Source organism: Anaerolineae bacterium (assembly GCA_016931895.1).
In the GTDB taxonomy this organism is placed as follows: domain Bacteria; phylum Chloroflexota; class Anaerolineae; order 4572-78; family J111; genus JAFGNV01.
In genome coordinates this window covers 18,275-32,387 of sequence record JAFGDY010000065.1, presented here as the reverse complement: position 1 = coordinate 32,387, position 14,113 = coordinate 18,275, and the positions used below count along the sequence as shown (strand labels likewise).

At 58.3% G+C, this 14,113-nt stretch carries 9 protein-coding genes; 7 read left to right on the top strand and 2 right to left on the bottom strand.

The annotated features are described in order from the left end of the window. Positions 1 to 18: 18 nt before the first annotated feature. The 7 genes from JW953_05195 to JW953_05165 all read left to right on the top strand — a co-directional run bounded on the left by JW953_05195 (position 19) and on the right by JW953_05165 (position 9,629). Entirely contained in the window at positions 19 to 774 is a 756-nt protein-coding gene (locus JW953_05195; GenBank protein ID MBN1992078.1) for an SDR family oxidoreductase, read from the top strand. Between the two features lie 19 nt (positions 775 to 793). Then, the gene (locus JW953_05190) at positions 794 to 2,680 is read left to right on the top strand and encodes a protein kinase (protein MBN1992077.1); all 1,887 of its coding nucleotides are present in this window, start codon (positions 794 to 796) and stop codon (positions 2,678 to 2,680) included. Further along, a complete protein-coding gene (locus JW953_05185) occupies positions 2,667 to 5,411 on the top strand; it encodes a hypothetical protein (GenBank protein ID MBN1992076.1) in 2,745 nt (914 codons plus the stop codon). Before JW953_05190 ends, JW953_05185 begins: the two co-directional genes overlap by 14 nt. A gap of 14 nt (positions 5,412 to 5,425) precedes the next feature. Beyond that, positions 5,426 to 6,151, top strand: coding sequence for a TVP38/TMEM64 family protein (locus JW953_05180; protein MBN1992075.1), 726 nt, complete (start codon positions 5,426 to 5,428; stop codon positions 6,149 to 6,151). A 128-nt stretch (positions 6,152 to 6,279) separates the two neighbouring features. Then, positions 6,280 to 7,605, top strand: a complete 1,326-nt coding sequence (locus JW953_05175) for a PQQ-dependent sugar dehydrogenase (protein MBN1992074.1) — start codon at positions 6,280 to 6,282, stop codon at positions 7,603 to 7,605. Position 7,606: 1 nt separating this feature from the next. Continuing rightward, a complete protein-coding gene (locus JW953_05170; protein ID MBN1992073.1) occupies positions 7,607 to 8,869 on the top strand; it encodes an MFS transporter in 1,263 nt (420 codons plus the stop codon). Continuing rightward, a complete protein-coding gene (locus JW953_05165) occupies positions 8,856 to 9,629 on the top strand; it encodes a hypothetical protein (protein ID MBN1992072.1) in 774 nt (257 codons plus the stop codon). The genes JW953_05170 and JW953_05165 overlap by 14 nt, the downstream gene beginning before the upstream one ends. Positions 9,630 to 9,652: 23 nt before the next feature. Here JW953_05165 and JW953_05160 read toward each other — a convergent pair whose 3' ends face one another. Both JW953_05160 and JW953_05155 read right to left on the bottom strand, forming a co-directional pair. Then, positions 9,653 to 12,979, bottom strand: coding sequence for a UTP--glucose-1-phosphate uridylyltransferase (locus tag JW953_05160; GenBank protein MBN1992071.1), 3,327 nt, complete (start codon positions 12,977 to 12,979; stop codon positions 9,653 to 9,655). Positions 12,980 to 13,067: 88 nt separating this feature from the next. Further along, positions 13,068 to 13,931, bottom strand: a complete 864-nt coding sequence (locus tag JW953_05155; protein MBN1992070.1) for a UTP--glucose-1-phosphate uridylyltransferase — start codon at positions 13,929 to 13,931, stop codon at positions 13,068 to 13,070. Positions 13,932 to 14,113: the final 182 nt, after the last annotated feature.

Genomic DNA, 14,113 nt, shown 5'->3' with positions numbered 1-14,113 from the left:
AAGTTGACGGAAAATTTTTTGACCGGCAAAGTAGCCCTGGTCACCGGCTCTTCGCGCGGCATTGGCCGGGCCATTGCTCTGGAATTGGCCGGACGCGGCGCGGATATTGTGGTTCACTACTTGCGCAAAAGGAGCGCCGCCGAGGAAGTGGCGGCGGCCATTAGGGCCATGGCGCGGCGAGCCATTGCCGTTAAAGCCAACCTGGCCGTAGCCGACCAGATTGATTTTCTGGTTACTGAGAGCGAGGCCGCCTTTGGCGGGTGCGATATTTTTGTGGGCAACGCCGCCAGCGGCACCCCCCGCGACATTTTGGAAGTTAACGACAAACATTGGGATTGGACCATGGACGTTAACGCCCGTTCCATCTTGCGTCTGGCGCGACGTTTGGTGCCGCACATGGAAAAGGCCGGTTGGGGCCGCATTATCAATATCACCAGTCCCGGCGGGGTGCGCGTATTGCCCCATTACGGCGCCATTGGCCTATCCAAAGCCGTGGTAGATGCTTTGACCCGCTACCTGGCCGTTGACCTGGCCCCCAAGGGCATTGTCGTCAATGCAGTATCGCCGGGTTTGGTTGAAACCGGGGCTGTGGCCGCTTTCCCGGTAGACCTGCAAGAAGTGTTTAGTTATGCCGCCGGCCATTCCCCCACCCGCCGCCTGGTAACGCCGGAGGAAATTGCCCAGGTTGTCGCTTTCCTCTGCTCCGATGCCGCCGGAATGATTGTTGGCCAGACGATTACGGTGGATGGGGGATATGGATTGTTATTGCATTGAGAAACGCGGAGAAATAACAGTGAGCACGGCAGTTCTATCAGGCCAAAAACTTGGCCCCTACCAAATTGAAGATATGCTTGGCAGCGGGGGTATTGCCACTGTCTATCGCGCCCGTAATCTTCAAAATGAAGTGGTCGCCCTCAAAGTGCTGATGCCATCGCCCCAAACGAATAAAGAAATGCTGGCCCGTTTTGAGCGCGAAGCCCGCACTGCCGCCCGGCTCAATCACCCGGCCATTGTGCGGGTGTTGGATGTGGGCCGGGCCGGCGGCTATGCTTACCTGGCCATGCCCCTGGTGGAAGGTCAATCCCTGGCCGACCGGCTGGCCCAGGTGGAGCGTTTAGACGAGACCACCGCCGCCGACATTGCCTGGCAAATGGCCGACGCCCTGCACTATGCCCATCAGCAGGGCGTGATCCACCGGGATGTCAAGCCGTCAAATATTCTATTGACCGGCGACAACCAGGCCCTGTTGACCGATTTTGGCGTGGCCTTGGCTCTGGACGCCCCGGCCTTGACCCAGGCCGGGCACACGGTGGGCACGCCCCTCTATATGTCGCCCGAACAGGCTGCGGGGGCGGAAAGAATTGACGGGCGAGCCGATCTGTACAGCCTGGGCGTGGTGCTTTACCACATGGTTGCCGGGCAGCCGCCCTTTCAGGGAAATACGCCGCAAATTTTGCACGCTCACGTTTACCAAACGCCGCCGTCGCCATCCACCTTGGCCCAGGTGTCTCCCGCCCTGGAAAAAATAATCCTGCAAGCCCTGGCCAAAGAGACCTCCGCACGTTTTCAAACCGGGGCCGCTCTGGCCGAAGCCCTGGCCCGCCTGAGCAGCCAACCGGCCACCAAAACCTACATTGCCTCGGTGCAAACGCCCCGGTTGGCCAAAGCTACGTTGGCCAAATCTGCCGGCCCGGCCCGGATTCAGAATCCCTTTTTCTACGGCGGCGCGGTGTCTGCTAATCTGTTTTATGGGCGCCAGGGGGAACTGAAGGCCATGGTTAATCGCGTGGGGGGCCGTACGGCGCAATCCATTTCCATTGTGGCTGAGCGGCGGATGGGCAAATCATCGCTCTTGAACTATTTCAAAACGTATGCCGGCCACCTCCTGCCGGCCGGTCTCAAATTCATCATTATTTATTTGGATTTAATGAAAGCCTACGGCCATACCTGGGCCGGCCTGATGCGCGTGCTCCGCCGCGAACTAACCCAGGTGTGGCGCGAACCCTGGCCCGCCAGCGAGGATGGCGACCTGATGGCGTTTGACTTTGCCCTGGAGGAGTTGCAGGCGGAGGGCATCCGTTTGTTGCTGTGCCTGGATGAAGTAGAAAACCTGACCCAGCGCGCCGACGAATTCAACGATGTGCTGGAAGATTGGCGGGCCTGCGGTTCGATGGGCCAGATGGCTATGATTACGGCGTCGGCGCAGCCCCTGGCCGACTTGTGCGCTACGGGCGGCCTGACCTCTCCCTTTTACAACATCTTTGCCCAACATTGGCTGGGTTTGTTGGCTCCGGAAACCTGGCAGGTGTTAATCACGGAGAATATGACGGCCAGCGCAGAAGACCTGGAGTTTATTGAACGAATGGCCGGGGGGCATCCTTTTTTTACCCAAATGGTTGCCAGCCATCTTTGGGAAGCCCAAGCCAAAGACCGGGTTGATTATGCCCAACTGCGTCAGGAGTTGTGGCTGCAATGCCAACCTCATTTTCAGCACCTCTGGCGCAAATTAACCCCGGACGAGCAAGCCATTTTGCAGCAAACAGCCACGTCAGGGGCGTCCAATCTGGACCCGATGCGGCTGGCAGCCCTGGAACGCCGGGGGGTGGTGCGCCAGGGGCAGCCCTTCAGCGAGTTGTTTGCCGAAATGATTGGGGGTGGGTATTTGGTTGAAAATGATTGACCTGACTCCCCTCAAACGTTTTTTCCAGGATATGCTGCAATTGGTGCGTTGGAGTCTCTTCCAACCGGCCAAAGTGGAGAGGTATGTGCAAACGCTTCAACCTGGCCTGGCTTACCACGCCGGCTTCACCCGACAACTCTGGCTGGCTGTCCGCAATGCTCAAGCGCGTCGTTTTTTGGGGCTGCAAATCTCCCTGTGGTTTTTGGCGGGCGTGGGGGGGAGTGCTTTGCTCATTGTCATCAGGGCCATTCCCAATTTACCGGCCGGCCCTACCTGGGTAGACATGGCCTTTGGGCTGGCGTTAGGTATGTCTGCCGGTTTAACGCTGGGCCTGGCCGGCAGCATGGTAGGCGATGCCACCTTTGGCGTGGTGCTCAGTGTAGTGGGCGGGATTTTACTGGGCCTGACCATGGGTGTAGCGCTGGTGGCGGCCCTGGGTGGGGTTGTTTTTAGCCTGGCTTTTGTGATCACCAGCGGCATTGCGGTAGGAATGGTCAGCTCTTTGTTTGATCATCTCCGGCAGCGCACCATGGACTTGTGGACCATCAACTATTGGGGGCGGGCGGTGGTGGGCGTTATTTTTACCGTGGTTATCGTGGTCGCGCTCGTCGTCCTCACCCTGATTGTTGGTCTCACCGGCAGTACCAGCCTTAGCCTTGAGAGTAAAGTGACCATTGGCGCTGCCATCGGTCTGCTTGGCGGCCTGGCCCTGAGTTTGGCCTTTGGCCTGGAAATGCTGATTGAAGAGCGCCGTCTCAGCCCCGGTTCGCTCAAGTGGGTTATTTTTGACAGCCTACTACTGGGTTTGCTGGGCGGCGTGGCCGGAGGGGTGACCGTGGGGGTGACGACGGTAATCAATACCGTCACCCTCATCGTTTTTTGGGCCGTACTGGCCGCCGCGGGCGGAGTAATGTCTATGCGGGTGGGCAATGGCCTGTCGGCAATCTTGGCGATGGGTGGTTTGGCCTGGCTGTTTTCCGCTTCGCTGAGTGAACCATTAGGTGCGAATAGCCTGCTGCTGGTTGTCATTGCCCTGCTCATTGGGTTTTATGGTTACGTGCGCTTGCTCATTTACCCGGTGGAAGCGTTTTTGAGTTGGTGGGCGTATCGCCAGGCTTTGCGTAGTCCGGGCCAGGCTTTAGCCAAATTGCGCCGCACGCCCATTTATTGGGATGATCTCATTTTTTACCCCCTGCCCATGTTAGACCAGCTTTTACTGCTGGCTTTGCGGGCCAACCGGCAGGCGGGGTTGCAAGAGGCCAAATTCATTGCCCGCTCTTTTCGGCAGGATTGGGCCGCCACCCAGTCCCGCTTGACTTACGCCGTAGAAACACTCACCAACTGCGCCACGCCGGCCATGATTGCAGATGCCCCCCACGAGTTAGACTGGTTGGCCGATGAAGTGATGCTGGCCCTGGCGCAAGGCGCTCATGAAATCGTCCCCCGTTTGCTGGCCATTGCCGGCGGCGTGCGGGCCACGCTGGGGGCAGACAATCTTTACAGTCGTCGTTTGGGGTATCGCGAGGCCCTGGACGGCCTGGACACATTGCGCCGCCGGTTGCCCTCACTGGGGCCGCAGGCCGGTCAGCGCTGGCAGCCGGTGATTGACCGGTGGCAGCAGGTGTTGCTCAACGAGTTAGAAGCTGTTTCGGCCAATGCCGGGGCCGCCACCATTGAAAATCCCTATCAACCCGGCACGCCCCTGCAATTGTCGCGCCAGGAACTTTTTAAAGGCCGTCGCGAATTACGCGAGGCCGTGATCAATGCCCTGCTGGAGCGTCACCGCCCTACCCTGGTTTTGCATGGCCCCCGGCGCATGGGCAAAACCTCCTTTTTGTTGCAACTCCCGGCCCTGCTGCCCGGCAATACGCTGCCGGTTTTTCTTGACCTGCAACGCCCCACCGCCACCCAAAATACGGCGGCCTTTCTTTACAGTATCGCCCGCGCCATCAGCCGGGATGCCCGACCTTACCGGCTGATGGTCGGCCTGCCCCAGCGGGCCGCCTTTGATGACTCCCCTTTTGAAACTTTTGCCGAATGGCTGGAAGATGCGGCCCTGCCCGCTTTGCAAGATTTTAACCTGCTGCTGACCTTTGACGAATTTGAAAAGTTAGGCGAGGCCGTTGAAGGCGGGCGGCTAAACGAGCAGGTTTTTGACGAGTTGCGCTACCTGATCCAGCACCAAACCCGGCTGGCCCTGCTTTTTGCCGGGGTGCAAACCCTGGATGAATTAGGCCCGGCCTGGTCGTCATATTTTATCAATGTCAAACCTCTGTCCATTGGCTACCTCTATCCCGATGAGGCCGAAGAACTTATCCGCCGGCCTGATTTGCAGGCTGATTTCAAATTGGCCTACGCCGATAACGTGGTCAGCGAAATGATGCGCCAAACCCATTGCCACCCCTATCTGCTACAACTGGTCTGCTCGGCGGTGGTGGAAGAAAGTAATGCCCGCGCTACCCTTCACGTTGATCTATCTCTGTTTGAAACGGCGCTGCTGCGGGCGTTGGACCAGGGCGAACCTTACTTCCGCAACATCTGGCACGAAATGGCCGGCCCAGACGGCCAACCGCTGCTGCGCCAGGTCGCCCACGCTGGCGAGCCGCTGACCCTGCCCGCTCACCCGGCCCTGGCCCGGCTTGTCCGCCGCCGGATTTTGACCCACACTAGAGATGGCTATAGCGTTGAGGTGCCCCTGGTGCGGCGCTGGTTGGTAGAACGAGCGCTATAAAGTCTGTTGATTTAGTGAAAGGATACCCCATCAAAAGTCTGAAACCCAAAATCCTCAATAAAAAATGGCTGCCCTGGCTGGGCGGTTTGGCCGTGATTATTGTGCTGGTGGCTTTGTGGAAACCGCTGTCCCGGGTAGGTGCAAATTCAGAGACTCTCCGGGTGTGGATTGAGCAAATGGGACCTTTAGCCCCCCTGGTCTTTTTTGTGCTCAATGTTGTCCAGATTGTGGTGGCGCCAATCCCCGGTTATCCGGTGCAGGTGTTGGGGGGTGTATTGTTTGGCTTTATCCCTGGCTCAATTATTACAGTGGGGGGCATGGTGGCCGGCGGCACGCTGGCGGCCTGGTTGGGCCGTCGTTTGGGCCGGCCCTGGTTGGAAAAACGCATTGGCGCGGAGGAGTTGGATTATTGGACCCGGGTTGCTCATATCAACTCCTTTTGGACGTGGTGGATTATTTTGCTCATTCCCTTTGGCGATGTGCCTTATTTTATTGCCGGCTTGAGCAAATTACGGCTAAGCCTTTTTGCCCTGGCCATTCTTACCAGTCGTGGCCTGTTTACCGTGTTCATTGTTTGGACCGGCCACAGCGCCGTTGAGTTGCCCCTGCAATGGTTGGCTTTAGTCATCGCCGGGGTGGTGCTGATAGTGATTATTGGTTTCAGCCAGGCCCGGCGGATTGAGGTCTGGGGGCGGCGTTATGTGAGCCATTACTTTGCCCAAAACGATGAAGCCGAATAATTAATTGTTCTATCCCTATCCGCTGGCCTGAAAATGGGGACACTCCCGTCTTCGCTCAGTTCATTGTCACAATGAGGTAAGCGTGATACAATTACCCCTATGTGTCTTCAATGAGGAGTGAAAAACAGATGCGAGTCTTTTTGATTTTAATCAGCCTGGCCTTGTTATCTGCCTGTCAATTTTTCCAGGCAGACGCCCCAACACCACCCCCAACGATCGTCCCCCCTACCCTCACCGCGCCATCCCCTCCAACCCTGCCCCCCCTACCCTCACCCACTCCAGCGTCGGCCAACGACACCCTGGAAATCCAACCCACGCCTGTACCAGAAACCACAGAGCCTCTAGCTTCAGAAACTCCACCCCAGCCGCCCGCGCCACCCCTGGACTCGCTGGCTATTCGGATCATTCCTATTGCCGACGGATTCACCAGGCCCACGTTTTTGACTAACGCCGGGGATGGTCGCGGACGGCTTTTTGTGGTTGAGCAGGCAGGCCGGATTTTGATCATCGAGGATGGGCAGGTCAAGCCAACGCCTTTTTTGGACATCGTTTCCATCGTTGGTTCTGATGCCAATGAGCAGGGGCTGCTCAGTGTGGCTTTTCACCCCAATTATGCCAGCAATGGCCTCTTTTTTGTCAACTACACCAATAAAACAGGCGATACTACCCTGGCCCGTTATCGCGTCTCGGCTAATCTCGACGTCGCCGACCCAGGCAGCGCTGAAATCCTGTTGACCATTGCCCAACCTTACGGCAACCACAACGGCGGGCAGCTTGCCTTTGGCCCCGCTGGTTATCTTTACGTGGGCATGGGCGATGGCGGCGCGGCCAATGACCCTCACGACAACGGCCAAAATCTAAACACTTTGCTGGGCAAAATCTTACGCCTTGATGTTGACCACGCTGCCCCCTACGGCGTGCCTGCGGACAACCCCTTTGTGGACCGCGATGAGGCCCGGCCCGAAATTTGGTCCTTGGGCTGGCGCAATCCGTGGCGCTTTTCCTTTGACCGGGCCACGGGCGACATGTACATTGCCGATGTGGGTCAAAACAATTATGAAGAAGTAAATGTGGAAGTGGCCGGCACGCCGGGTGGACAAAATTACGGTTGGCGTTTGATGGAGGGTTTGCACTGCTTCAAGCCTGCCGCGTGCAATCCGGCCAGCCTGGAGGTCGTACTGCCCCTGGTTGAGTATGATCACGGGCAAGGCTGTTCGGTGACGGGTGGTTATGTTTATCGCGGCTCTCAATTTCCCGCCTTATCTGGCATTTATTTTTATGGCGATTACTGTAGCGGCATTATATGGGGGCTGCGCCAGGAAGCTGACGGCAATTGGGCGCAGGCCCCCCTGTTTCCGCCGGGCAGCTTTAATATCAGTTCTTTTGGCCAGGATGAAGCAGGCGAACTTTACGTGGTCAATCACCAGGGCGATATTGGGCAAATAGGCCGCTGATATGTTTTCGCACCTAACGCGCTTGGCCTGGCTCATTGTTGGGGCGCATCTGGTCATCGAGTTGTGCAACAACTTTCTGCCGGTTGTCTTTCCGCTATTTATCACCACCATAGGCCTCACCTATACCCAGGTGGGCATCGTGACCCTGGTGGCAGGGACGTGCGGCACCCTCACCCAGCCCTTTTTTGGGTATCTCAGCGACCGGTGGGGTTCGCGCCAATTGACCGTTTTTAGCCTGGCCTGGATTGGTTTGACCATGGGCCTGGTGGGTTTTGCCTGGAATTACCCCTCCCTGGTTCTGCTGGCGGCGCTGGGCGCCCTGGGGTCAGCTGCTTTCCACCCGGCGGGGGCCACCATCGCCCTGACCGACGGCAAAAGAGAAAAGCGCGGCACCTCTGTCTCTGTTTTTTCGGTGGGCGGCAACCTGGGCACCGCTTTGAGTCCGCTGTGGATTACCCTGGGCCTGACCTGGTTGGGGATACAGGGCACCGTGATTTTGATTCCGGTGGCTTTGCTGTTTAGCCTATTCTTGTATCGCCAATTAATCCCCAAAACTTCCTCGGCCCAGGCCCAACCGTCTCCCTGGCCGGCGCAAAGCCAACCCAACCGGCCCCAGAAGATAGAGAACGGCGCTTTGCTTGGCCTGATTTTGGTGGTGATGGCCGTTATGTCGCGCACCTGGTTTCAAATAACCCTGGTCACCTACCTGCCCGAGTGGCTCAGGAGTGAGGGTCATACATTGGCCTACGGCGGACAGATGTTATCCGTGATGCTCGTGTTCATTGGCGTTGGCAGTTTGACCGGCGGCACCCTGTCCGACCGCATTGGCCGCTGGCAGGTGCTGGCTTTGAGCCTGCTGCTGCTGGCCCCGGTCCACTGGTTATTTTTGTCGACCACGGGGGCCGGGCAAATGGCCCTGGCCGGCGTGATGGGCGTATTGCTGGGGGCAAGTTTTCCAGTGGGGTTGGTCATGGCCCAAGATGCCTGGCCCAGCCGGGTAGGAATGGCTACGGCTCTGGTGATGGGACTGGGTTGGGCCACCGGCGGCATTGGCGCTTCGGTGACGGGTTTTCTGGCCGATCAATTTTCTCTCACCACCGGACTTTTGTCGTTGGTTTTGACTCCCCTGGTTGGGGTTTTATGCACGCTGGCCTATGTAGTGGTCCAAAAAAATCATGTCAAAAATTGGGCAGACCCTATCACTGCTTCAGCCCCTGAAACAGTAAAATTTTCTAAGCAGAGCGCAGGAGATGAAATCCTTTAAGCACTGGCTCATCCTCCTGATTCTCAGCAGCCTGCTGGCAGGCTGTAACCAAATAGCCTTGTTTTTGGCCACGCCCACCCCCACTTTGATCCCCACCCCCACCAAGACTCCCAGTCCGGTGCCCACCCATACCGCAACCCTCACCAATACCCCTACCAGCATCCTGACCCCCACCACCGGAACACCCAGCCCTACCTCCACACCTTTCCCTACCGCTACGGCCACGCCCGGACCCACCGTTGCCCCCTCCCCTCTTCCGGCCACGCCTACCCCCAGCCCGACTCCATCCAATCCTACCGCTACGCCCGGACCCACCGTTGCGCCCAGCCCCACCGTTGATTTCCGCATCGTTTCGTGGCGGCTGTGGCCGCTGGCCTTGAATAGTGGTTGCGCCAAGGGGATGCACACCATTTTTATCACGGTGTTGGACGCAGCCGGAAACCCGCTCAACAACATTATTGTTGGCGATTCCTGGAATAATGTGGAAACGGTGACGGGAACCAAAGGAGTAGGCAAAGCCGAAATAGACCTCTGGTCAAATACCATGCAAATGATGGTCAAGGGTGATACCCAGGGAGCCATCTACACCAGCGAGATTAGCTTTCCTTTTAGTTCATTTATGACCACCATTCCCAACGAGCAGATGATCCAGGCCGGATATTGCGCCAATGAGTTGGAATGTGTTTGGAAGCGAGAGAATGACTCTTATTACTGCGGCGGGCATTATTCTTGGGAAGTGATTTTTCAGAAGACCTACTAAATCCGTTGGTTGGAAATCTCGCTTTACCCCCACTCACACAATGATTCTAAATACGCTGCCGAGCCGTCTCGCAGCCAGCCGTCGAGTTGGGCCACTTCTTTGAGTTGTTGGCCCCGTCGGCGGGGGACGACCACAAAACGATGGCCCAATTCCGGCAAAGCGGTCATATCGCCCCACAATTTTTCAAATTGGGTAACGGGATAAATGTCTTCCTGGCCCTTGCCCCAACGTTTTTTTACGTCCTTCAGGGTGATGTAGGTCGGCATGCGGGCGGCCAGTTTACGCACAGCTGCGGCCACCTTGTCGGCGTGGGTCAGGTCGGTTCTGGCCAAGCCAAATACCGCCAGCAGCCGGTCCAGGTCAACCCAGGTGGTGCTGGAATTGTAGTAAGACAGCTCAAACTCAATCTCCTCGCGGGGCAGAGCCAGGCCCTCAATCAGGCGCAAATGGCCGTCAAGTCGAGCCAGCCCCCCGCCCCGGTCCTCGATGCGGCGGGTGATCACTTCCGTGGTCAGGGTCGCCCCTTGCTCGATGTGATAGCCCAGCAGGGCCGGGTCAACGTCTGCGCCCAGGGTGTCAATATTGTGTACCAGCAGGTATTTCAACTGGGGCCGTTCATCCAGCAGCCGGGCCAGCACCCCGTTGCGGAAAAGATTGGGCACCTCGTACCAGTGCCCAACCGGGTGCAGGCATTGCAGCGGCAGGTTGTCGGTGTAATCGCTGCCTTCGCCCATTTGCTGCGCCCAACCAATGAGCGCCGTATGCAGGCTGTCCAGCACTTTTTGGGCCTGCTCGTCCAGCAGTTGTTGGGGCATCTCTTCCCAGGCAAAGCGCAGGTCGCGGGCCATTGGCACCAGGCGCAGCCCGATGATGCGGCCGGGCGAAAGCAGCAGCGGGCCGGGGTAGCCGTAATTATTTTCGGCTTGCAGGTAGGCCGCAATCGGGTCGTGCGTCAGATAGCTGGTCGTGACGACGTGCGGCAGCGGCGCGCCGCACAGGCGGCCGGCGCGGCGACTTTTGGCCAGGTGAACTTCGATGAAGGTGCGGTGCCGCCCCCCCAATTTGCAAAACGGGTTGAGCGCCTTTACCACGCCCGCGCCCTTGGTCCAGCGGCTGCCCGCGCCGCCGGCCAGGGAGACCACGGCCAGCGCGCCTTCGGCCAGGGCGTCCAGGCCGATACTGCGAAACGAGTTGGGCAAACCCGGGGTGGCGTCGTACACATCCTCGGGGCGGGCATCTTCAATTTTGCTGCTCACGGGCAGCCGGTTTTGGGCCAGGCCAATGCGCCCGCTGCGCAAATCGGCCCGGATTTGCTCGTGCTGCACCCGGTCAAAACCGTATTTGTCCAGCAACGCCGCCAGGCTCTGCTCGCGGGCTTCCTCTTGACCGGCGTGGGGTAGCAGGCGGTCGAAGAGGTGCTGCACCATGCCCGCGTGGCTGGGTTCGGTGCGGCAGGCCCGGCCAAAGCGGTCTAACTCGGCCCGCCGGAAATTAGACAACTGGCGCGGTTCCAGACGCAACAGGCCGGGCACGGTCAGCGTGTAATAACCCGGCGGCATGAGAGCGGCCTCGTTGGTCAGTAAATGGGCAAAAGTGCCGCGCTCATTGATGGCAAAATTGTAAACTACAGGGGCCATGCCAAAGGGCACGGCCATTTCAAGCTGGCGTTTGGTGTTATGCATAATGTTGGGCAGTTGTTCTTGGGCCAGCAGCTTCTTTTTGGGGTTGAAAATAAAGCCCATTCCCCCGCCGGACATGCCGCCCAACATCCAAAATCCCCAAAAATCATCGCCAAACTCGGCCTTGACCCGCTCCACCAGGGTTTCGGTATACAAATTGCTGGCCCAGGGGATGATGGTTTGGATGGGGCCAAAAAAGTTGTGCTGGGTGGCGGCTCCAATTTTTTGCACCCGGCCCTGCTGTAGCAGCGCCACCACCTCATCCAGAATGCGAATGGCTTCCTGGCGGCCCTGCCACTCCGCTTCCGAGCGCAGCAAATATTTTTCGGTGACCATTTCCAGGATAGGGCCGACATCCTGGGCCATACCGCCGTGCACCAACACCAGGCTGTCTTGCAGTTTCTGGCGCGTCTCCGCCGAAATTTCGTCCAGGGTGAAAATTTTATGATCGGGCAAAAGCCGCCCCCGGCTAATGCCAAATTCGGGGTCGCCTTCGGCTGCGTTTACGCCGTAGATCAGTTTCATGCCGGGCCAAACCCCGCCGGAGTCCTGCCAGCCGCCACCCGAACCGCCCAGCCACTCGCCCAGGATGGCCCGCGCCGCCACCAGGCGACGTTCCGCTTCGGCCAACGGCCCGGTGAGGGATTGGGTTTGGCCCGTGGCCCGCATGCAAACGCTAATCAGGCAGGCCAACAGGCTGGTAGAGACCGCCAGCCGCGACCCCTTGGGAATATCGTTGACCCGGCTGACCAGCTCCAGACCATAGCCGGGCCTGACCAGCCGGGCCAGCAGATCGGCCAGGGGCTGCTCCGCGCCCTCCATGCCCGGCGGTACAATGCCGGCGGCAATCACCGCTGCTTTTAGCAGGCCCAGGTAATCCCGGGCAAAATCAAACACTTCGGCCAGGGTGGTGATTTCGGCAGTGGCTCCCAGGTCAACGCTGACAAGGCGCAGAATGGGCTGGTCAATAACGCGAAAATAGGCTTCCACCGGTGGCTGCGGGACGTTGGTCCCGTTAGCATCCCGGACGCACAGGTCAATAGACACATTCAGCACCCGCGCCCCTTCGGGAAAATCCATGCCCAGAAAGAAGATGTCGCTCCAGCCGCTGTGGGTCAGGTCCATGCGCACGGGGGTAGTTTCTTTGAGCAGGGGAAACAACGGCGTAGCGACAGAGCGTTGGAAAAGTTCGGGCCGGACCCGTAGGGGTTGGTCGGCGGGATGGCCCAGGCGGAACATCCACTGGTTGCCCCACACCGAGCGCACGCTGCGGCGCACCTGGTTGGCCAGGGTTTGGAAGCCCAGGCCATGATAAGAGGCGGCCAGGGCGCTGGAGATGCCGTCGTTTGGCCCGTCAGCGGCTTGGGTGGCCAAAAATATTTCAATGGCTTCTTCAAAACGGCGTTTCAAAAGATTCGTATAGCCATCAAAAGGCACTAAACCCTTGCTTGACAGCCCCGCTTTTAAGGGAAGGTGAAAACGATGGATGGCGTAGAGAAAAAAGAGGGCGCGCACCTGCTGGTAAAGGTTGTCGCTGCCGCACCGGAAATGTTCCAATACCGCACATTCGTCCAGGAGTTCGTTCAGGGAGGCGGCCCGGCAAAAGGTATCCAGGGAGCGGTTGCGGGTTTCCGGGTCTGTGGCCGTGATAATGTTGATGAGTTCACTCATGAGTCATCCTCGACTTGGCGGTTTGGCTAAAAAAAGGGACAAGTTCAGCAAATTCCTCATCTTCTTGGCGTCCTTTGCGTTGAGATTTTTATTCATCTTTGGCAGCGCCAAGTTCGCGCAAGGCCAGTAGTTCCAGTAACTTGGCCAGCACTTCGTCTCGGTCCCGGCCGCTCAAGGCCAGGGCCAATTGGGCGGTCAACAGGCCATATTTTACGCCCACGTCGTAGCGCCAGTCGTGTTTTTCCAGGGCCAGGTATTGTTCGCGCCGGGGTAATTCGGCCAGGGCGTCGGAGAGCGTAACCGGGCCTTGTTTTCCCGCCGCGCCAATTTGCATTTGCAGGAGATCAAAAATGGTGGGGGTCAAAACGTGCATGCCAAAAAAGCACAGGTAATGGCCGGCCCGCAGCCCGGGCACAATCAAGCGCTGCTCGGCGATGGTGGGCGTGGCTTTTTCGATAACGGTTTCAACCTGGTAAAGGTCGGCCCGGCCCGGCACACGCCGCCCGCCAACGGCGCCATAATAGGGCAGGAGACTCTCTCGGGTGGCATGCACGGCCGATACGGCGCATGTTTCGGCTTCGGCCACTTTCACCAGGTGTTGGGCGCAGCCTTCGTTGGCGCGGCTGACATACAGGTGATCGCCAACCAGGTGCAAAAAAGGGTCCGCGCCCACAAAGTCTTTGGCGCAGTAAACGGCGTGGCCGTAGCCCAGGGGGTTCGGTTGAGGCACAAAATACAGCCGCCCGGCATGGTCCCCGGCCACTTTAAGATAGGATGTTTCATCGCCGGGCTGGACCACAATACAGATTTCTTCGACGCCTGCCCTGAGCGCTTCTTCAATAATAATGCCCAGCACCGACTTTTCGGCGCCGTCGCGGTCAATGAGGGTTTGCAGGGGCAGGGTGCGTTGCTTGGGGCCTGCCGCTGTAATAACGGCTTTAGCAATTTTCATTCCATACCTCCAGGAAGAGTGGTGGCGCAAACATAATGGCAGCATCATGCCACAAATCCCGGGTGAGCACAAAAAGCGTGAACTTGTTGGAAAATTCGTTGCAGAGAAAAGCAATTTGTAATATAATGATGGCAAAGATACAGGAGGCCCATCATCGTCGAGTCAACTGAAAGCAAACCGTT